Origin of the sequence: Mycobacterium sp. SP-6446 (assembly GCF_001954045.1) — a bacterium.
In the GTDB taxonomy this organism is placed as follows: domain Bacteria; phylum Actinomycetota; class Actinomycetes; order Mycobacteriales; family Mycobacteriaceae; genus Mycobacterium.
Genome location: NZ_MBEM01000045.1, coordinates 1 through 18,368, shown reverse-complemented (window position 1 = coordinate 18,368; position 18,368 = coordinate 1). Strand labels below are relative to the sequence as shown.

Here is an 18,368-nt window from a genome sequence, read left to right as displayed (position 1 = left end):
GCTAGTCCGCCGCGCGCTTGGCCTCGACCTGCTTCTCGACCTCACGCCAGTAGCCAGGCGTAGGGCGGGGTCTCCCGAAACCCCCCTTGGCGGCCTTCGCGATGACGGCGTCGGCCTCGTCGATGTCCTTCATCAGTTCCAGTGCGAACTCACGCTCTGCCGCATAGTATTTCGCCGCCCAACGCAAGGCGATCACGGAATACGCCCAGGCGGGTTCGGCCTCGGCCCCCTCGGCATCCTCGATCGCTTTGCGATGCCGGGATTCGGCGTACGCCACGTGCTCCTGCAACAACTCCTTGAGTCGAGCTGGGTTACTGAGATGCCCGAACGTCACCCGCAGCAGCACGCTGTGCTTGAGCACCGGCGGGTCCACGGGTGCGTCGTTGGTCCACTCGGTGACGGCTTCCATGCCGGCCGGGGTGATCTTGTAGAGCCGGCGGCTGCGGGTACCCTCGTCGCGTTCGACGCGGGATGTCACCAGTCCCAGGCCCTCGAGCTTCTTCAGCTCTGTGTAGATCTGGCTGTACGACGGGCTCCAGTAATAGAGGTCGACGCTCCAATCGATCCACTTTTTGAGGTCGTAGCCAGAAACTTCCTCCTCGTAGGACATCATGCCCAGGAGCGCCCAACTGGTAGCGGCGAGTGCCGCCTTCGTCGGGTTCTCGCTGGCAGGGTCCGTCTCGGAGTCCACGCCGCCAGGTTAACAACACAGAACGGAACTTTGCGTGACACTGACCGCTGGCCGGGACACCAGCGATGATGACGGCTTCACCCAAGGTGATCGGTGTGGTTCGCTGGCACCATGACCGAATCCGGCCCGACGCGCGTTGCGGTCTACCTCGACTTCGACAACATCGTGATCTCGCGGTACGACCAGGTGCACGGGCGCAACTCATTCCAGCGCGACAAAGCCAAGGGGCTGGACAAGGAGCGTCTCGAGTTGGCGGCCGTCGACATCGGCGCGGTGATCGACTTCGCCTCGTCGTTCGGCACTCTCGTGCTCACCCGCGCTTACGCGGACTGGTCCGCCGACGTCAATGCCGCCTACCACGGCCAGCTCGTGGGCCGCGCGGTCGATCTGGTGCAACTGTTCCCGGCTGCCGCCTACGGCAAGAACGGCGCCGACATCCGCCTGGCCGTCGACGCGGTCGAAGACATGTTCCGGCTTCCCGACCTGACCCACGTGGTGATCGTCGGTGGCGACTCGGACTACATCGCGCTCGCCCAGCGCTGCAAACGCTTGGGCCGCTACGTCGTCGGCATCGGTGTGGCGGGCGCCAGCAGCCGTTCGCTGGCCGCCGCGTGCGACGAGTTCGTCACCTACGACGCGCTTCCCGGAATACCGACCGTAGCCGCGCCGGCCCCGAAGAACGGCAGGCGCGGCCGAAAGACCAACGCGTCCGAGCCCGACGACGAACCGGCGCCCGCCGACCCGCAAGCCGCCGCCACCGGCCTGCTCGAACGCGCGCTGCGCATCGGCCAAGAAAAGGACGATGCCGACTGGCTGCATAACTCGGCGGTCAAGGCCCAGATGAAACGGATGGACCCGTCGTTCAGCGAGAAGTCCTTGGGGTTCAAGTCATTCAGCGATTTCCTCCGCTCGCGCAGCGATCTCGTCGACCTCGACGAGAGCAGCACGACGCGCATGGTGCGGCTGCACACCGACACCGCATGAGGCACCTCACGCCTAACGGGCTGAGGCTCGCGGTAGCCTGGATCGTCGCGGCCGGCGGCTGTGCGGGAATGCCCAGTGCCGCCGCCGACGACCCGATCTGTTTGGCCAACGTGTGCGCCTTCTATTCCCCGTCGCACAACATCAGCTGCGAGATCGACTACCAACGCGGCGCCGGCATGCCCGACGAAGCCTATTGCCAGACCATGTCGCCGCACAGGTCCGTGCACATGGATCCCACCGGCGCGTTCACGGTCTGCACGGGTGAAACCTGTTTGGGCAACCCAGGATTGGGCCAGGCAACGCTCCCCTACGGCGAAACCGCCGGCATCGGCGCGTTCAGCTGCCGGTCGGAGGTCAGCGGGATCACCTGCAGGGTCGCCTCGGGCCGCGGCTTCACGATCTCCAGCTCGGGAATCACGCCCGCGGGCTGACTCACCTGATGTGCAGTCCGCGCTTGCGGACCCACAGGACGGCCAACACGGTTCCCGCCGCCCAGACGGCCAGGGCGATGCCGAGATGCACGAAGCTTTTCGTGTCGCGGCCGAACACCGGCCCGATCGCCGCAGGCACCTGTGTCCACAACACTTTGTGTTCGACTCCGCCCATCGGGTCGGCGACGTAGTACAACGCATAGGGCAGGGCCAGCGCGAGAATCCAGGCGCCGGTACGCCGCCAGTCACGACGATCCTCCCACCGCTGCAGCAGCGGCTCGGCACCCACCGGGAACAACACGGAGATCAGGTTGCCGACGCCGAGCCAGGTCACTATCGGAACGGCGACGTTGGGGATCGTCTGGGCCAAGTGCCCCGGCGTTTGCTTCCACAACGTCAATGCCATCGCCATCGCCAAAGTCGGCAGCCCCACGATCACAATCAGGGCCAGGTTCTTGATCAACAGCACCCGCCAAAATGACACCCCGTCCGACAAGCCCTTTGCGACGCGGTGATGGTCGGCGCCGAGCAGGTTGGTCGTGGTGACGTCGGCCAGCACGAACGAGGCGAAGTAGGTGCTGATCAGGACCACCCAGTCGAAGTGATGGTGATGGTAAAACCCGGCGTGATGGTAGTGGGAGTGGGTCTGGTGGTGGGTGGGCGCGGTCAGGTGCTGCACCACCAGCCACGCCACGGCGAGCACCAGGTTGGCCAGCACCCCCGACAGCCAGATGCGCGGCGGGGTGAACGCCCAGCGAACCTCGGACCGCAACGCCGACCACGGACCCTTGCCGAAGTCTTCGGCGGCCCGTTCGGCGGCCACGCGATGAGCGGGCGATGCACTCATCGAGGCGCGCAGCGCGCCGCGCACGGGCTGGCGTTTGGGCCTACTCAACTCGGACATCCGCTCCACCGTAGCGTCCGGGCACCGGCGACGCGGCGCGCTCAGGCGGGCGGCGCGGTGGCGACGATCGTGTCCTGCCCGGTCTGCCACGCACTCGTGAAGGTGGCCACGGGGATTTGCTCGTCGGCGTGGTCGACGCCGGGGTCGCTGAGGTGAACGATCTGCTTGTTGGTGTCGATCGCAGTGATTTCGACGTAGTGATCGGCCTTGGTGCGCTGGTCGGTGCTGTTACCCGTTTGGTCGCCGATGATCGTGGAATTCACCCAGGCGATGACCTTGCGGCCACCACCGAGATACTGCTGCAGCTGCTCCATACTGGTTTGGTCGCCATAGGTCATCGCCGATTTGATGCCGAAGTGGTCGAGCAGCACGACCAAATCCTCAACGGAGACACCGCCATTGGCGCCCTCATGGCTTGGATCGTTCGAGGCCGCATAGATCATCGTCCCCGGGTTGACACTCGACGGGGTGCTCTGCGCCAGCGTGATCATCTCTTGCTCGCTCGGCTGGTTACCGGTGCGCTCGCCGACGATGTAAGACACCGCCATCAGCCCGCAGTTGTCTTCCTTTGACTGCGCACGCCAAAACTTCATCGCCGCACCCGGGTCGCCGTAGACGCCGGGACCGGCGGTTGGCTGCGGGGTTGACGGCGAGTTGCTGGGCGCTCCCTCGGCAGCCGGGGACGCCGCGTTGCTGGTTGCAAGGGACGGTGCGGCGCTGGTGGACGACGACGTCGACGACGTGCCCGATCCGCACGCTGCCATAGCCGGGGCGGTGGCGATGACAAGGCAAACAACCACTGCGGCAGCGCGTGTCACGATGAGGGTCCGGGCATCCGTTTTGCTGATGGGCATAGTGAACCACCGTTTGGCCCGCCGCGCACTTGCTAGAACGTGTTACAGTTTGCCGACTTCGCGTAAGGAGGCTCCCATGGATTCCTACGTGATATGGCGTGAACCGTAAACGCGTCGTCGTAGCGGGATTGGGAGACGTTGGTCTGCTGACCGCGATCCGCCTGGCCGGCCACGCCGACGTCGTCGGAATCTCGGCCAAACCAGCGTTGGTGAGCGGCCAGGAACTCGGCGTACGCCTCGCCCGTCCGCACGACTGGGCCCGCGACTACTGGATTCCCTTCGACAGATTCCGCCGGCTGGACGGGGTCCGGACCGTTCACGCGACGCTGACCGGCGTGGACCTGGCCGCCCGAACGGTCCATGGGCGGCGCGACGACGGCGCCACCATGACGGAGGCGTACGACGCGCTGGTCATTGCGACCGGGGTCACCAACGGCTTCTGGCGGCAGCCGACACTGCAGTCGGCCGCTGAGATTGGCGCCGGCCTGCGCGCCGCACACGACCGGCTGGCGGCGGCCAACTCGGTGATCATCGTGGGCGGCGGCGCGGCCGCGGTCAGCAGCGCCGCCAACATGGCATCCACGTGGCCCGCCAAGCGGATTGACCTCTATTTCCCTGGAGAGCGCGCGTTGGTCGCGTACCACCCGGGGATTTGGCAGCGCATCCGAGGCAGGCTGACCGACCTCGGCGTTGGGGTGCACCCCGGGCACCGCGCCGTGATCCCGGACGGCTTCGAGGGCGACGAGATCACCGGCGAACCGGTCAGCTGGAGCACCGGACAACCCCCGGCTCGCGCCGACGCGGTGCTGTGGGCGATAGGCCGGGTGCAACCCAATACCGATTGGCTGCCGGCGGACCTGCTGGACGAACACGGCTTCGTGCGAGTGACGCCCGACCTGCGCGTGCCCGGTCATCGCGGCGTCTTCGCGGTCGGCGACGTCGCCGCCACCGATCCGCTGCGCAGCTCCGCCCGCAATCGCGGGGATGCCCTGGTGGCCCACAACATCCGCGCCGAGTTCGCCGGTCGAAAGCTGCGTACCTTCCGCACGCCGGGGCGGCGTTGGGGATCGCTGTTCGGCATCCAGCCCAACGGGTTGGAGGTTTTCTTCCCCACCGGCAATGCATTCCGCTTCCCGTCATGGTCGGTCGATCGGGTGGTGATGCCGTGGATCGTTCGCTGGGGCATGTACCGCGGGGTGCGCGAAAACAACCATGCGATTCCACTGCGGTCCGAACGGGAACACTGAGCGAGTGGTTGGGACGCAAGCATTCGAGAAATTGGTTGCGCTGCTGAACTATCCGATGTTCGTCGTCACCACGCAGGCCGGTGGCGTCGCTGCCGGATGTCTGGTGGGCTTCGCCAGTCAGGCCAGCATCCATCCACCCCGATTTCTGGTCGGCCTGTCAACGCAGAACCACACGTTCCGCGTGGCCGCCGAGGCCACCCACCTGGCGGTGCACGTGTTCGACCGCGAGCACCTCGACGTCGTCGAACTGTTCGGCAGCCAAACGGGCGACAGGGTCGACAAGTTCGACCGCTGTTCCTGGCATCACGGTCCCGCTCAGATGCCCATCCTCGACGATGCGGCCGCCTGGTTCGTCGGCGAGATCCTCGATCGTTTTTCCCTGGGCGACCACGTCGGGCACCTGCTGCAACCGGTGGACGGCAGCCCGCCGCACGAACTCGAGCGTTGGGTGTCGTTCAGCGACGTTCAGCACCTGCCGCCGGGCCACGAGGCCTAATAACCGCGGCGCACGGTGCGATCCAGAATGCCCAGCGTCGCTCGTAACGCGCCCTCGGACAACACCGGGAAGATTCCTGCGTCGCGCCACTTCTGATCGATGTTCGACCAGTCGTAAAACGCGGTGACCACCGTGCCCGTCCCGTCGTCGGCCGGCTGGAGGCGGTAGCCGTAGACGTGGCCGATGGGTGGCTTGATCTGGCCCAGCACGGTCCACGCGATTAGCTGATCCCGCTCGAACTCGGTGATGCTGACGGTGACGTCGTATTTGCCGAACTGCGGAAAGTCGTTCAGCGCTTCGCGATCCATGTGGACCACGAAGGTGTCGCCGACTGCCCCTACCGGGTCGCCTTCGGCGTCCTGGAGCATCCCCGATGAGTCGATCGCGACATGCCCCTGCGGGTCACACAGCAGCGCGAAGATGTCGGGCGCCGGGGCCGGGATGAGGCGTTGGGTCTCGATGCGTTCGGCCATGATTCCTCGCAACCCCCGAAGATGAGATCCAATCACTTTACGGCCATTCGCCGGGGGATCTCGAAAAGATTTTTGCGCCAGGCCGATGCCTTGCGGCCGCGGCGATTTGCGATCGGGCCTGCCGCATTGGGTATACCGTTGGCGCTGGAAAAGTCGCATTAACTGGCGATTAACGTAGCAAGAACGGGGCAGGACACGGCGGCGCAGGGCCGCTTCGGCGCGACCTGCGGGAGGGTGTGTAGCGATGGACTTCGCGGCATTGCCACCGGAAATCAATTCCGGGCGGATGTATGCCGGTGCTGGGTCGGGCCCCATGCTGGCCGCCGCCGCCGCTTGGGACACGCTGGCCGCCGAACTGCGTTCCGCGGCCGGTGCGTATCAATCGGTGATGGCCGGATTGATCGCCGGCCCGTGGCTGGGCCCCTCCGCCGCCTCGATGGCGGCCGCCGCCGCCACCAGCGCGGCCTGGATTGACGCGACCGCCGCGCAGGCCGAGCAGACCTCCGTCCAGGCCAAGATGGCGGCCGCCGCTTACGAGACCGCGTTTGCGGACACGGTGCCTCCGCCGGCCATCGCGGCCAACCGCAGTTTGCTCGCAATGCTGGTGGCCACGAACCTCTTCGGCCAGAACACCCCGGCCATCGCGACCACCGAGGCCGAGTACGCCGAAATGTGGGCCCAGGATGCCGCGGCGATGTACGCCTACGCGTTTTCGTCGGCGTCCGCGACCACGCTGTCGCCGTTCACCCAACCGCCGCAGACCACTCGACCGACTGGGCTGGCCGACCAGGCCGCCGCCGTCGGCCAGAGCACCGGCACCGCCGTCGGCAACGTGCAGAGCACCGTTTCGTCGATGGCCGCTGTGCCCAACGCGCTGACCGGCCTCGCCGCCCCGGCGGCGGCCGACCCCCCGCTGTCGCTGTTTGACGTGATCAGCCTGCTGGGCAGCCTGAGCTCGATCTTTGTCGACCCGGAAATCGGGGCGGCGGGGCTTGCCGTCGGTTCCGTGGCCCTTCCCTACGACGTGGTCGGTGCCCTGACCGGTACCCACACCGACGACATCGTCAGTGGCTGGGCGGGGATCCAGGCCTGGCCGGGCAACGCACCCGTGCCGCCGACACCGTTCCCGGTGATCACCAACCTCGCCGGAGGGACGACGGCGTCGGCGTCCCTGGGCGGGGCGAACAAGATCGGCGCACTGTCGGTGCCCGCGGGCTGGACCGCCGAGGCCGCCCCGGCGGTGCGGCCGGCCGCGCTCGGGTTGCCGACGGCCAGCGCCGGTGCCGTGCCCAACGCCGCGCTGACCATTGGCACCGGTAGCCCGCTGGGCGACATGGCCGTCGGGGCGACGGCCAGCCGAGCCCTCAGCGGGGCGCTCGGCACGGGTCGCCGGGAAGGCGCCAGAACACCTGCCAGTGGCACGGAGTCGCTCGAACGAGGCGGCGTCGTGAAGGGAATCGCCGCCGAGCTGCGGGAGCTGGCCGAGCTCCGCGACTCGGGAGTGCTGACCGAAGAAGAATTCCTCGAGCTGAAACGACGCCTCCTCGGCCGCTGATCGGCCGGACGCGCTCGACAGGCGACGAACCGCGGACCTTCCTATGATGAGAGGGTCCGGGGTGAAGCTTTCATCGAATCGCATGCGCGACATCACCTTCAGTCCACGTCGCCGAAATTCTCCCGGGAGCTCTACAGGAGGACCATCGGGCGTGAGCAGTGCTAACGACGAGCAGGATTTCCGCAATCTGGCGGTGAATCGACTGCGGCCCAGCGAACTTCACTGGGCGCTCAATCATGACTCGGTGCACGGGATTGCGTATGCGTTCCGGCACCCCGTCGCCGTGGCTGAAGCCACTGACGATCCGAACGACGACAGAAAGACCTACCTGGTCCGGGTCCGCCGCGATGACCTGGCGAACGCGCTGGGAAAGATCAACGACTGGATCACCCAAAATCCGGGCCCCGCCGGCATGCACGCCTACGGATTTGTCCGGGCCCTGTCCCGGGAAGGCCTCAGCGAACGCAGAACCGGCGGCGAAGAACACCGCTAATCCGCCACGCTGGCATTCTCCTCATTCACCGTGCCCCGCGGTTGCCCAAACCATTAGCCTTATGCCTGGCACGCCACCGCGGGTGAGGAGTCGGCGATGAGTGACACGACCGCGGATTCGCGGGAGGGTTCGGAGTTCGGGCCGTATCGGCTGCGGCGGCTGGTCGGTCGCGGCGGCATGGGCGACGTCTACGAGGCCGAGGACACGGTGCGGGAGCGGATCGTGGCGCTGAAGCTGATGTCACCGACCCTGTCCAGCGATCCGGTGTTTCGCTCGCGGATGCAGCGCGAGGCCCGGACCGCGGGCCGGCTGCAGGAGCCCCACGTGGTGCCGATCCACGATTTCGGCGAGATCGACGGGCAGCTCTACGTGGACATGCGGCTGATCGACGGCATGGACGTGGCGACCATGTTGAGTCGGTACGGGCCGCTGTCCCCGCCACGGGCGGTCGCGATCGTGCGCCAAATCGGCTCGGCGCTCGACGCCGCGCATGCCGCTGGAGTGCTGCATCGCGACGTGAAGCCGGAGAACATTCTGGTGAGCGCGGATGACTTCGCCTACCTCGTCGATTTCGGGATCGCCAGCGCCACCTCCGACGAGAAGCTGACGCAGTTCGGCACCACGGTGGGCACCTTCAAATACATGGCGCCGGAGCGCTTCACCGATTCCGACGTGACCTACCGGGCCGACATCTATGCGTTGACGTGTGTGCTGTATGAGTGCCTGACCGGATCGCCGCCGTATCGGGGCGACCAGATCAGCGTGATGGGTGCCCACCTGAATCAGGCCATCCCGCGGCCCAGTGCGGCGCGGCCGAGCATTCCGGTCGCCTTCGACAGCGTGATCGCCTGCGGCATGGCCAAAGAGCCCGCGGACCGCTATGCCACCTGCGGTGATCTGTCGGCGGCCGCGTACGCGGCGCTGGCCACACCCGATCAGGATCGCGCCACCGACATCCTGCAGCGAAGCCAACTGGCCGGGCGGCCCGCCGCGTTCGCCGGCCAACCCCCCGGCGGTGTCGCTCCGTCGCCGCCCGCTGTCGCAACCCACGCACCGCCGACGCCACCGACACCGGGCGGGGGCTGGGCTTCGCCCACGGGCTCACCGGTCGGTCCCGGCGGACCGGTGCCACAGCCGACGGGATGGGGCGGCGCTCCCGCCTGGGCGCCAGGCGATTTGGGCGCGGGTGCCCCGCCGTGGGGCCAGCCGCCGCAGCGCAGCTATAAGCCCTGGCTCTGGGTCGGCATCGCCGCCGTCGTCGCGGTGGCGGTCGTCGGCGTCGTCCTCGTTGTCGCCCTTCCGTGGCGGAAGGCGTCCCCGCCCGCGCCGACGCCGCCGCCGCAGCCGGCCGACGCCGTCGAGTTGCGAGTGCTCGACGACGGCGTGTTTGTCGGCAGCTCGGCGGCATCGACGACGATCGACATCTTCAACGAGCCCATCTGTCCGCCATGCGGCAGCTTCATCCGGTCGAATGCGGGCGATATCGACAGCGCGGTGAACAACAAGAAGCTCGCGGTGCGCTATCACCTGCTCAACTTCCTCGACGACAGGTCGCACAGCAAGGACTACTCGACCCGGGCGGTGGCGGCGACGTATTGCGTTGCCGCGCAAAATGATCCGAAGCTCTACAGCGCCTTCTACACCGGGCTTTTCGCGAGCAACTTTCAGCCCGCGGAGAACGCCGCGCAGGATCGCACCGACGGCGAACTGGCCCAGCTGGCCAAAACCGTCGGCGTCGACCCGAGCGTGATCAACTGCATCAAGTCGGGCGAGGACATCGCCACCGCCAAAGCGAAGGCCGGGGCGGGAGACACGACACTGGCCGGGTTCAACGCCACGGGCACCCCGTTCGTGTGGGACGGCACCAAGGCGATCAACTATCAGGACGCGACCTGGCTCACCAAGCTCATCGGGTAATCCCGCGAGTCGCTGCGGCGTTTTGGCCTGTTCTCCGTCGATGATCCCTGCATGGCGCGCACCACGACGGCCACGCTCGCGACGGCGGCGTGCCTCGTCGTCGCCCTGGTGTGTGGGGCGGTCTCCGTGTCGTGGGTCGCATCGGCCGGCGGGGCGCACGCCGAAACCGGCATGTCCGTCCCCGACGCCGACTACGAGCTGGGCATGTACGGCGACCCCGGTGCGGCCGCGCCCTATTGGCACAAGCAACACTCCTCGGACTGCGCGGAGATGGCGGTGGCCGACGCGGTCGGCCAGATCACCGGCCGCGAACCGACCGAGCAGCGGATCACGGCGGTGGCCGAAACCGCCCCCAGCACAGCGGGTCCCGGACCGATCTGGAGGCCCTCCGGCAACACCGACATCCGAGACCTGCCGGCGCTGTTCTGGCACTACTGGATCAGGGCCGAGAACATCCAGACCAATATCAACGCGCTGGAGCAGGATTTGGCCGGCAGGCGCAAGGTCGTCGTGATCCTCAACGCCGAAACCATCTGGAACCGACCGGGCAGGCGCGACTGGGCCAACCACTTTGTGGTGGTAACCGGCATCGACACCAAGGCCGGTGTGGTGCACCTCAACGACAGCGGGATCGACACCGGCCGCGACGAGCGGGTACCGATCGTGGCGTTCGAGCGCGCCTGGGCCCCCAACCACAATTCGGCCGTCGTCACAAAGGACCGCTGAGGCGCTTCCGCCGATCTGGCGAGCCTCTAGGCTGACAGGGTGTCGGTTGCTCAACGCGAACGTGCCGCCCTCGTCGAAACCATGCGCAGCGTCGGGCCCGAGGCGCCCACCCTGTGCGAAGGCTGGACCACCCGGGATCTCGCGGCCCACCTGGTGATTCGCGAATACCGCCTCGACGCCGCGCCCGGCATTGTCATCCCGCTCTTCGCCGCCCGCACCGACAAGGTGCAAAAGGACGTGGTCCAACGCAGCGGCTGGGATGAGCTGCTGGACAAGGTCGCATCCGGCCCGCCCGTCTACTCGCCGCTCAAACTGCTTGATCCGGTCGCCAACGTCGCGGAGATGTTCATCCACCACGAGGATGTGCGGCGCGCGCAGCCGGGCTGGGAGCCGCGGCGGCTTGAGCCGGCGCTGGCCTCCAAACTGCGTCGCACCCTGCCACTGATGGCACGCCTGACGCTGGCGAAGGTCCCCGGCCGCGTCGCATTGCGCACCCCGGAGGGCAAGACGGTGCTGACCGCCGGGCGGGGCCCGGCCGTCACGGTCACCGGCGCGCCAGAGGAGCTGTTGCTGTTCGCCGTCGGGCGCCAGGCCCGAGTCGACTTCGCGGGCGATGCGCCCGCGGTCCAAGCGGTTCGCGACGCGCCCAAGGGGTTGTAGCCGCCATGCCCAGAGAACCGCGGCTTGCCCGACGCTTTTACGACCGATTCGAGCCCGTGCACGCGGTGACGTACTTCGCGCCCGAGGCGCGGGCGGCGCTGGATGGCCTGGGTTACCGCGGCTTCTGGATGGGCTACTTCGCCGCCCGGTCCGCGCCGCTGGGAATCGTACCGACGGAGGTGGTGACCGCGACCTTCTACAACTTCGCGCCGGAGCGCGTCGCCAAGGCCCTGCCGGCGGCATGGGAGATCGCGGGTCCGGAAGCCGCGCTGCACGCCCGGCAGGAATCCGCGGTTGCGGCGCTGAGCCGCTACGGCATCACCGCCGACGAAAACGTCCGCACCGCAGCCGAATTGGCGGCAAAGGCGGCCCGGCAGGCCCCTTTCGACGGGCGGCCGCTGTTCGCCGCGAACCTGGCGCTGCCGTGGCCCGACGATCCGCTGGCCGCGCTATGGCACGCGACGACGCTGTTGCGCGAGCAGCGCGGCGACGGCCATGTGGCCGTACTGGCCGCGGCGGGCATCTCCGGTCGGGAATCCAACGTGTTGCACGCCGCGGCGGGCAAAGTCCCCCGTGAGTACATCGCCCGCACCCGTGACTACGACGAGGACGCGTGGCGCCAGCAGGAGCAGCGGCTCGCCGAGCGGGGCCTGCTCGACGGCGACGGCTCACTGACCGCGGCGGGCCGGCAGCTGAAGGACCACATCGAATCGAGCACCGACGCGCTCGCGCTGTCGGCGCTGGATGCGCTGAGCGACGACGAGGTGGAGACCCTGTTTCGGGCGCTCACCCCGATCGCCCGGACGGCGATAGCCGGCGGCGACGTCCCCGCCGTCACTCCGATGAATCTGCACCGCGACGAATTGCACGACGGCAGCGCAAATTTGGCCTAGGGCGACGGCGCGGGCGCGGCTTCGACCGTCGCAACCTTGTTGAGACCGCTGATGGTCAGGACACGAAGCAGCAAGGGATGCACGATGACGTGCAGGCCGTCGACCTTGTCGGCTTGATCGAATAGCGCGTTGATGGCCCTGCTGTCGAGGTACTTGATTGTGCTGAGATCGACGGTGATTGGGTTGCGAGTCCCCGCGCTGGCGGCGTCGAGCGCATGGATGAACTGACTGATGTTGCTGAGATCGATCTCGCCCGTCGCAATCAGCCGCGGCGTCCCATCGGGGCCACGCTCGATGTTCAGGGTGAGCGGGGGGGCCATCAGGTGATCCTCGCATGCACGTCAACCAGCGTGTCGCGGTGGAGTGAATAGTGCGCGGGCACACCCGCGATCGCAAGGAGGTACCTTTCGACGATGCAGGTCGATGTGATGGCCGTTCCGCAGCCGTTGGGGCAGATCGCCGACATTGCCCGACGCACGCAGGCCTCGGGGTTCTCCGGTCTTCTGTTCACCGAAACGGGGCGTACCGCGTATCTCAACGCCGCGGTTGCCTCTCAGGCCGCGCCCGGTCTCGAACTTTCGACCGGCGTTGCGGTGGCCTTTCCGCGCAGCCCGTTCGTGACGGCGGCGACCGCGTGGGAACTCCAGGAGGCGACCAACGGCAAGTTCCGGCTGGGTCTCGGCACGCAGGTCCGCAGGCACGTGGTGCGCCGCTACGGGATGCCCTTCGATCGCCCCGGCCCGCGCCTGCGCGACTACGTCCTCGCCGTCAAAGCGTGCTTCACCGCCTTCCGGTCGGCGACACTGGACCACCACGGGGACTTCTACGAGCTGGACTTCATCACTCCGCAGTGGAGCCCGGGACCCATCGACGCGCCCGATCCCAAAGTCGACATCGCCGCGGTGAACCCGTGGATGCTGCGCATGGCGGGCGAGGTGGCCGACGGTGTGCACGTCCATCCGCTCGGCGAGCCCGGATATCTCGCGCGCCATGCGACGCCCAACATCGCTGCGGGGGCGGCCAATTCGGGGCGCACACCGTCGGACATCGCGGTCATCGTGCCGGTCATCACGATCGTCGGCGACACCGAAGAGGCACGCCACACCGAACGTGAACTCGTGCGGGCCAGCCTCAGCTTCTACGCAAGCACACCCAACTACGCGTTCATCATGGACGAGGCCGGATTCGAGGGAACGACTTCGCGGATCCGCGAGAAGCAGAAGGCCGGCGACTTCAAGGGCATGGCGGCACAGATCAGCGACGACCACATTGCCACCTTCGCCACCGAGTCGACGTGGGACGGCCTGGCCGACGCGCTTGTCGACAAGTACGGAGGAATCGCCACCCGCATCGTCCTGTACAACGCCCTCGCCGATCCCGAGCGCTTCGAGCGATACGGCGAGGTCGCGCGGCGCATATCGACCCGGTTCTGACTGCTTCGATCCCCTGCCTGTGATCTTCGCCAATTCCGGGACGGCGTAGCCGGTGCGCTATTACCCTGGCGACAGTCAGGAGGGGAAAATGGACGGATTGTTTAGCTATGGCGTCGGGGTGGGTCCTGCGGTTGTGTTGCTGGCCCTCGTGGCAACGGCACTTTTCCACAACGTTCAGAAGAAGCAGCGGCCCCGCCATTACGACGAGCAAGACGCTAACCGTCGTTGACGAGGTCCGCGAGAAAACCGGGTAACCGACCAGCGCCAAAGTCATAGAACCGCGCCCACAGCGGCTCGATCGAGATGCGCACCATCTGCTTGTATGTCGATCGCACGTTGTTTTCGAACTCGGCAAGATCGGATTCGTTCATCGACGTCCGCGCCGCCGCGAGGTATTCGTCGGTGACGCCGTCGACGGTTTCGAGTGTGGCGAGGCCCCGCACCAAGAGCGCCTTCGCCTCTTCTGGAGTCGAGCCGGTGTCGATCGTCAGCGCGACTTGCGGGCGGGATGAAAGCGCGCGGACTTTCGGGGAGGTCGGTGCCGTGGAGACGACAATGCGTTCGCCCGTCCAGTAGAACCCGACGGGGATGACTCGCGGGAAGCCGTCGTGTCCGTTGTAGGCGAGCCGGGCCATGGAACCGGCAAGCAGCTGCTGGGCGCCGGCGTGGCCGAGTTCCCGAGCCAACTCACTCATGGTCTTCCTCCCAACCCCACTCGTCATCGTCGAGGACATCCACGGTGAGATCGTTGTCCGCGGCGCCCTTCGTGCCATAGGCAAAGGTGAGCAGGGTGCGGTCGTCGTCGAGAGATTCGACCTCCCTGACGGTGGCGTGCCCGATCTTCATGCGGATCCTGTCTCCAGGCTTCAATTCGTCAACACGCTTAAGGGGCACGCCTCACCCGATCCCACATGCAATCGGCGTCCGGCTCCGTCGCCCGCGGACGGCCTGCTGGCGGGTCGCGCGGCATCGTCGACTCCGTATCACCAAACCACCACTTCAGCATTATCACCGGTGTCGCAATAGATCGACGTCACCACCGCGCCATCGATTGGTTACACCGGGGGCTGGATCCCCAGCGATGAAACCCCCTCCGAAGACCCTCAGTCGGATGTCGCCCGAATTTCGCTGTCTTGCAATGGCTTTCGTAGCCGATTGACCAGCGCAAAGGACTGCAGCCGGGCGGTGGCACCCCAGCGAGGGCCGCTGCCCCCGCGGATGGGGCTGGCGTGGCGAAGGCGTCGTAAGATTGTTTATGCCGTATTACATGGACATTCACGAACTTCCAGGCGGCATCACGCGGGCAGATTTGGCCAAGGCCCATGCCCAGGACCTTGCCGTCCAGGAAAAGTACGGCGTCAGCTATCACAAGTATTGGGTCAACGAAAAAGCCGGGAAGGTGTTTTGCCTTTGTCACGGACCCAGCGAGGAAGCCGCCGAAGCGGTCCATCGCGAAGCCCACGGCCTGGTAGCGGAAAAAATTATTCAAGTCGAACCTGGCGTCGCCGATCTGTTCATGGGCGGCAGCGAACTGGATGCCAGCGGCGCCGTCATGCTGCAAGGTGCACGAGACCCCGCGATTAGGACAATCCTGTTTACCGACATTGTCGGGTCCACTTCGCTGACTCGGAAGATGGGCGACGAAGCCGCTATGCAGGTGCTCGACGCGCACGATTCCATCGTCCGCCGGGAGCTCGCCGAGATGGGCGGCAATGAAATCAAGCATTTGGGCGACGGCATCATGGCCTCATTCACGTCCGCCGCCGCTGCGGTCAAATGCGCGACTCGGATTCAACAGGAGATTAGGAAACACGGCGAAGAAAACGAGGCGAACGCGTTCCAATTGCGGGTCGGCATTGCGGCTGGAGAACCGGTCGAACATCATGACGACCTTTTTGGTTGCACGGTCCAGCTCGCCGCTAGGCTGTGCGCCCACGCGCGGCCCGAAGAAATCCTGGTTTCAAATGTCGTCGCCGAACTCTGCGAAGGAAAAAAGCTCTCGTTCCAAAATCTCGGCGAAGTCAGCCTCAAAGGCTTCGAGCAGCCCGTCCTGACACACGCGGTGGCTTGGCCAAATTAGGAAAGCCGCAGCGACGGTCGGCATGATGTTGAGTAGCTCGTCGGGCTGACAGGATTTGAACCTGCGACCACTTGACCCCCAGTCAAGTGCGCTACCAAACTGCGCCACAGCCCGGATGCCGCCCGAATGGCCGGCAGCAGGTCGAAAGCCTACCGCAGACACCCCGGAACACAGCGAAGCGGCCTCCGACCAACCCGGCGAACCTGCAGGCGGACAAACCGCAAACTCCAATCCCCGTTGCCATCTAGAATCCTGCTCACGATCGCAGGCGGGCTGCTGTGCTCGCTCAGAAACTTCGGGGGACGACCGCAATGATGGCGAACGGCCCGGCGCGTGGCAGTAGTGAACCGCCGGCGAATCAGGGCAATGCCCCGCCCCCGCCGGGCGGCTACCGCGTCGGCCCACCCAGCGCTCTGTATGCGCCGGGACAGCCGATTGCATGGAGCGGCTACCAGCCGGCCGCGGCCGGCGCGCCGCCTCCGTGGCCTCCAAGCCCGCGGCCAGCCCCACCCTCTGGCGCCAAACGATGGTTGATCCTCACGACGGCCATTCTGACGGTCACCTCGGCCGTGTTGGGCGTTATCCTCATGAGCCGTGTGATGACCTCGGGTCCATCGGCGGCGGCGTCATCACACCGTGAGCCGCCCGGGCTGTCGGTGCCCACGACACCGGGGTTGGTCCACCCGGAAGATCTGAAGAATCTTCTGTTGAGCCCTGCCGAGGCCGGCGACATCCTGCACGTGCAGGGAATGACGCTCTACCAGAGCAACAACGGCCTATTCATGGATACCGCCGACCCGCCCGAATGTGCCGGCATCTGGGCTCCGGGCATGGCGCAGGTCTATCGCGACACCCGCTTCATCGACGCGCAGTCGGCCGAACTCCACGGACAGGGTGACGTGTACGTGAAGTTGACCCTGCAGTCGCTGGTCGCCTTCCCGACTGCCAAAGACGCCGGCGCCGTCTTCGAGGACCTGACGAGGAAATGGGATCACTGCGCTCGAACCGAGGTCTTGGTGAACCGCCACGAGGGCGGAACCATCGCCGTCGGCGACCCTCGGGTCGTCGACAACACGCTGCTGGTCTCCTGGGACAAGACCGGCGGGACCGGATGGGGTTGCCAGCGCGCCTTGATGCCGCGCAGCAACATTGTGATCGACATGAGGGTGTGCGACTACGGCGGCAGCGGTCAAGCCCCCGAACTCGTCAACAAAGTCGCCTCCCGGATCCCCACCTCGTGAACAGCCGCGACGGCCGCGCGCGGCCCGCCATGACCAGCACCGCTTCGATGCGCCCAGGAGGTAAGGCATGAGCGTTCCGGGCGACCGGGACAGCGGCCCGGGAGGCAGGCAAGAGGGCACTTCCGGTGCCCCGGCCTACAGCGGTCCCCCACCCTCGCCACCGGCAAGCCCGGGATATGCGCCACCGTTCGGTTACCAGAGCGCCCCCGGACACCTGCCTCGGCCCGGCCCTGGCTCCTGGCCGAACCAGGCGGCGACCCCAGGCCGTTTAGGTGAGTCGATCGCCAAGTGGTGGTGGCTGACGAGCGCCGCCGCGGCCCTGACGGTCGGACTGTTGGTCGCCGTCATCGTGTACCGGCCGGCCCACTCGGGCGGCGGGCCCCTGGCCGCCTCCGCACTCCCGGATGTTCTGCTGACTGCGGAGGAAGCCGCCCATGCTATGGGCGCCGAATCGATGTCCGGCGAATCGGTTCAAGACAAAATGGCCGACACACCCATCGTCGACGAGGACTGCGTCGGTGTGTTGAAAGCGGCAGAGCAGAAGGCGTATGGGCAGACCGGTTGGACTGCAGTTCGGACGCAGGAACTTGGCGATGCTCCCGCCAAGGGATGGCGGGTGATTCAAGCGGTCGTGTCCTTCCCGGACGCGCCGTCTGCGAACAACTTTGTTGGCAATGCCGCGACGGACTGGCAGAGGTGCGCCGATCGCGAGCTGAACACCCGAAACGTCAATATGGATGATCCCCGCAACGTGTTCTGGAAGACGGGGTCGGTGTCGCGGACCGGCGGCATCCTCGCGATGGACTTGGTTCAAGAGGCTCAGGGCTGGAACTGCCAGCGCGCCCTCAGCGCCCGGAACAACGTCGTCATGGACCTTGATCTCTGCGGACGAAACGTGTCGGGATCGGCGGTGCCACAGTTCGTGAACGCTGTCGACAAGAAAATCGACGCCCGAAGCTCATAGGCGTCGTAACGTCAGAGGGTTGAAATGGACACCCGGGGCGGCCCGATGATCAGCTCAGGGCGTTCCGGCGTCGTGTTGATGCCCAACCTGCCCAGCCGGCATCGCTTTTGATCGAGACTTTCGGCCCGATTGGTCCTAGAGCTCAGCGGCGCTTGCCGCCCCGCTTTTCGCGCACCCGCACGTTGATGCGGACCGGGCTGCCCTCGAACCCGAACGTCTCACGCAGCCGCCGTTCCAGGAACCGTCGATACCCGGCCTCGAGAAAACCCGTGGTGAACAGCACGAACGTCGGCGGGCGCGCGGTGGCCTGGGTGGCGAACAGGATG

Annotated in this window: 21 protein-coding genes, 1 tRNA gene and 1 pseudogene; 14 read left to right on the top strand and 9 right to left on the bottom strand. The window is 66.6% G+C overall.

From position 1 onward, the window contains the following. Nucleotide 1: 1 nt before the first annotated feature. Nucleotides 2-691, bottom strand: a complete 690-nt coding sequence (locus A5736_RS03665) for a PadR family transcriptional regulator (RefSeq protein ID WP_076244583.1) — start codon at nucleotides 689-691, stop codon at nucleotides 2-4. Nucleotides 692-802: 111 nt separating this feature from the next. Between A5736_RS03665 and A5736_RS03660 the strand changes: the two genes are divergently transcribed. Beyond that, nucleotides 803-1,675 carry an NYN domain-containing protein gene (locus A5736_RS03660; protein ID WP_076123042.1) on the top strand — a complete coding sequence of 291 codons (873 nt, stop codon included), beginning with the start codon at nucleotides 803-805 and terminating at the stop codon, nucleotides 1,673-1,675. Next, the gene (locus tag A5736_RS03655; protein ID WP_076244581.1) at nucleotides 1,672-2,106 is read left to right on the top strand and encodes a hypothetical protein; all 435 of its coding nucleotides are present in this window, start codon (nucleotides 1,672-1,674) and stop codon (nucleotides 2,104-2,106) included. Before A5736_RS03660 ends, A5736_RS03655 begins: the two co-directional genes overlap by 4 nt. Nucleotide 2,107: 1 nt before the next feature. Here the strand turns inward: A5736_RS03655 and A5736_RS03650 are convergent, their stop codons facing one another. Both A5736_RS03650 and A5736_RS03645 read right to left on the bottom strand, forming a co-directional pair. After that, nucleotides 2,108-2,953: a hypothetical protein gene (locus tag A5736_RS03650; protein ID WP_076244598.1), complete on the bottom strand. Its 846-nt coding sequence runs from the start codon at nucleotides 2,951-2,953 to the stop codon at nucleotides 2,108-2,110. A 98-nt stretch (nucleotides 2,954-3,051) separates the two neighbouring features. Further along, the gene (locus A5736_RS03645) at nucleotides 3,052-3,864 is read right to left on the bottom strand and encodes a C39 family peptidase (RefSeq protein WP_083667122.1); all 813 of its coding nucleotides are present in this window, start codon (nucleotides 3,862-3,864) and stop codon (nucleotides 3,052-3,054) included. 98 nt (nucleotides 3,865-3,962) lie between these two features. Between A5736_RS03645 and A5736_RS03640 the strand changes: the two genes are divergently transcribed. Continuing rightward, the gene (locus tag A5736_RS03640; RefSeq protein ID WP_076244577.1) at nucleotides 3,963-5,111 is read left to right on the top strand and encodes an FAD-dependent oxidoreductase; all 1,149 of its coding nucleotides are present in this window, start codon (nucleotides 3,963-3,965) and stop codon (nucleotides 5,109-5,111) included. A 55-nt stretch (nucleotides 5,112-5,166) separates the two neighbouring features. Next, on the top strand, nucleotides 5,167-5,607 hold the full coding sequence (locus A5736_RS03635) for a flavin reductase family protein (protein WP_371328355.1): 441 nt from the start codon (nucleotides 5,167-5,169) through the stop codon (nucleotides 5,605-5,607). Here the strand turns inward: A5736_RS03635 and A5736_RS03630 are convergent. Next, the gene (locus A5736_RS03630; RefSeq protein ID WP_076123039.1) at nucleotides 5,604-6,080 is read right to left on the bottom strand and encodes a polyketide cyclase; all 477 of its coding nucleotides are present in this window, start codon (nucleotides 6,078-6,080) and stop codon (nucleotides 5,604-5,606) included. The genes A5736_RS03635 and A5736_RS03630 overlap by 4 nt on opposite strands. A gap of 244 nt (nucleotides 6,081-6,324) precedes the next feature. Between A5736_RS03630 and A5736_RS03625 the strand changes: the two genes are divergently transcribed. From A5736_RS03625 to A5736_RS03600, 6 genes are all read left to right on the top strand, one after another. Beyond that, complete coding sequence (locus tag A5736_RS03625) at nucleotides 6,325-7,635, top strand: PPE domain-containing protein (protein WP_076244573.1); 1,311 nt, start codon at nucleotides 6,325-6,327, stop codon at nucleotides 7,633-7,635. Nucleotides 7,636-7,828: 193 nt separating this feature from the next. Then, nucleotides 7,829-8,128: a hypothetical protein gene (locus tag A5736_RS03620; RefSeq protein ID WP_369805029.1), complete on the top strand. Its 300-nt coding sequence runs from the start codon at nucleotides 7,829-7,831 to the stop codon at nucleotides 8,126-8,128. A 96-nt stretch (nucleotides 8,129-8,224) separates the two neighbouring features. Then, nucleotides 8,225-10,045, top strand: coding sequence for a serine/threonine protein kinase PknE (locus A5736_RS03615; RefSeq protein WP_076244571.1), 1,821 nt, complete (start codon nucleotides 8,225-8,227; stop codon nucleotides 10,043-10,045). Nucleotides 10,046-10,096: 51 nt separating this feature from the next. Further along, nucleotides 10,097-10,771 (top strand): hypothetical protein, encoded by a 675-nt coding sequence (locus A5736_RS03610; RefSeq protein ID WP_083667121.1) that lies wholly within the window; start codon nucleotides 10,097-10,099, stop codon nucleotides 10,769-10,771. A gap of 39 nt (nucleotides 10,772-10,810) precedes the next feature. Then, entirely contained in the window at nucleotides 10,811-11,431 is a 621-nt protein-coding gene (locus A5736_RS03605) for a TIGR03085 family metal-binding protein (RefSeq protein ID WP_076244569.1), read from the top strand. 5 nt (nucleotides 11,432-11,436) lie between these two features. Then, entirely contained in the window at nucleotides 11,437-12,324 is an 888-nt protein-coding gene (locus A5736_RS03600) for a hypothetical protein (RefSeq protein WP_076244567.1), read from the top strand. On the opposite strand, the gene A5736_RS03595 is transcribed toward A5736_RS03600, so the two are convergent. Next, entirely contained in the window at nucleotides 12,321-12,644 is a 324-nt protein-coding gene (locus tag A5736_RS03595; protein ID WP_076123033.1) for an STAS domain-containing protein, read from the bottom strand. The genes A5736_RS03600 and A5736_RS03595 overlap by 4 nt on opposite strands. Before the next feature lie 93 nt (nucleotides 12,645-12,737). Here A5736_RS03595 and A5736_RS03590 point away from each other — a divergent pair, with 93 nt between their 5' ends. Continuing rightward, on the top strand, nucleotides 12,738-13,757 hold the full coding sequence (locus A5736_RS03590) for a TIGR03617 family F420-dependent LLM class oxidoreductase (RefSeq protein WP_076244565.1): 1,020 nt from the start codon (nucleotides 12,738-12,740) through the stop codon (nucleotides 13,755-13,757). Between the two features lie 215 nt (nucleotides 13,758-13,972). Here the strand turns inward: A5736_RS03590 and A5736_RS03585 are convergent, their stop codons facing one another. Together A5736_RS03585 and A5736_RS26205 are read right to left on the bottom strand one after the other, a co-directional pair. Next, nucleotides 13,973-14,452 carry a pyridoxamine 5'-phosphate oxidase family protein gene (locus A5736_RS03585; protein WP_076123031.1) on the bottom strand — a complete coding sequence of 160 codons (480 nt, stop codon included), beginning with the start codon at nucleotides 14,450-14,452 and terminating at the stop codon, nucleotides 13,973-13,975. Next, the gene (locus tag A5736_RS26205; protein ID WP_175611172.1) at nucleotides 14,445-14,603 is read right to left on the bottom strand and encodes a hypothetical protein; all 159 of its coding nucleotides are present in this window, start codon (nucleotides 14,601-14,603) and stop codon (nucleotides 14,445-14,447) included. Before A5736_RS26205 ends, A5736_RS03585 begins: the two co-directional genes overlap by 8 nt. A gap of 409 nt (nucleotides 14,604-15,012) precedes the next feature. On the opposite strand from A5736_RS26205, the gene A5736_RS03580 reads away from it, so the two are divergent. Next, nucleotides 15,013-15,837 (top strand): nickel-binding protein, encoded by an 825-nt coding sequence (locus tag A5736_RS03580; protein WP_076244563.1) that lies wholly within the window; start codon nucleotides 15,013-15,015, stop codon nucleotides 15,835-15,837. A 40-nt stretch (nucleotides 15,838-15,877) separates the two neighbouring features. On the opposite strand, the gene A5736_RS03575 is transcribed toward A5736_RS03580, so the two are convergent. After that, nucleotides 15,878-15,951 (bottom strand) — tRNA-Pro (locus A5736_RS03575). A 485-nt stretch (nucleotides 15,952-16,436) separates the two neighbouring features. Here A5736_RS03575 and A5736_RS03570 point away from each other — a divergent pair. Together A5736_RS03570 and A5736_RS03565 are read left to right on the top strand one after the other, a co-directional pair. Then, entirely contained in the window at nucleotides 16,437-17,078 is a 642-nt protein-coding gene (locus A5736_RS03570) for a sensor domain-containing protein (protein WP_158070257.1), read from the top strand. 334 nt (nucleotides 17,079-17,412) lie between these two features. After that, nucleotides 17,413-18,042: a sensor domain-containing protein gene (locus tag A5736_RS03565; protein ID WP_076244561.1), complete on the top strand. Its 630-nt coding sequence runs from the start codon at nucleotides 17,413-17,415 to the stop codon at nucleotides 18,040-18,042. 142 nt (nucleotides 18,043-18,184) lie between these two features. On the opposite strand, the pseudogene engA reads toward A5736_RS03565, so the two are convergent. Continuing rightward, nucleotides 18,185-18,368 (bottom strand): annotated as a pseudogene (gene engA, locus A5736_RS03560) (ribosome-associated GTPase EngA); the annotation flags it as partial.

Bases quoted from the DNA above. Each gene is read 5' to 3' on its own strand.
- A5736_RS03610 (WP_083667121.1), top strand. From the start codon at position 10,097: ATGGCGCGCACCACGACGGCCACGCTCGCGACGGCGGCGTGCCTCGTC.
- A5736_RS03615 (WP_076244571.1), top strand. From the start codon at position 8,225: ATGAGTGACACGACCGCGGATTCGCGGGAGGGTTCGGAGTTCGGGCCG.
- A5736_RS03645 (WP_083667122.1), bottom strand. From the start codon at position 3,864: ATGCCCATCAGCAAAACGGATGCCCGGACCCTCATCGTGACACGCGCT.
- A5736_RS03635 (WP_371328355.1), top strand. From the start codon at position 5,167: ATGTTCGTCGTCACCACGCAGGCCGGTGGCGTCGCTGCCGGATGTCTG.
- A5736_RS03630 (WP_076123039.1), bottom strand. From the start codon at position 6,080: ATGGCCGAACGCATCGAGACCCAACGCCTCATCCCGGCCCCGGCGCCC.
- A5736_RS03660 (WP_076123042.1), top strand. From the start codon at position 803: ATGACCGAATCCGGCCCGACGCGCGTTGCGGTCTACCTCGACTTCGAC.
- A5736_RS03570 (WP_158070257.1), top strand. From the start codon at position 16,437: ATGACCTCGGGTCCATCGGCGGCGGCGTCATCACACCGTGAGCCGCCC.
- A5736_RS03625 (WP_076244573.1), top strand. From the start codon at position 6,325: ATGGACTTCGCGGCATTGCCACCGGAAATCAATTCCGGGCGGATGTAT.
- A5736_RS03585 (WP_076123031.1), bottom strand. From the start codon at position 14,452: ATGAGTGAGTTGGCTCGGGAACTCGGCCACGCCGGCGCCCAGCAGCTG.
- A5736_RS03650 (WP_076244598.1), bottom strand. From the start codon at position 2,953: ATGAGTGCATCGCCCGCTCATCGCGTGGCCGCCGAACGGGCCGCCGAA.
- A5736_RS26205 (WP_175611172.1), bottom strand. From the start codon at position 14,603: ATGAAGATCGGGCACGCCACCGTCAGGGAGGTCGAATCTCTCGACGAC.
- A5736_RS03595 (WP_076123033.1), bottom strand. From the start codon at position 12,644: ATGGCCCCCCCGCTCACCCTGAACATCGAGCGTGGCCCCGATGGGACG.
- A5736_RS03655 (WP_076244581.1), top strand. From the start codon at position 1,672: ATGAGGCACCTCACGCCTAACGGGCTGAGGCTCGCGGTAGCCTGGATC.
- A5736_RS03600 (WP_076244567.1), top strand. From the start codon at position 11,437: ATGCCCAGAGAACCGCGGCTTGCCCGACGCTTTTACGACCGATTCGAG.
- A5736_RS03580 (WP_076244563.1), top strand. From the start codon at position 15,013: ATGCCGTATTACATGGACATTCACGAACTTCCAGGCGGCATCACGCGG.
- A5736_RS03590 (WP_076244565.1), top strand. From the start codon at position 12,738: ATGCAGGTCGATGTGATGGCCGTTCCGCAGCCGTTGGGGCAGATCGCC.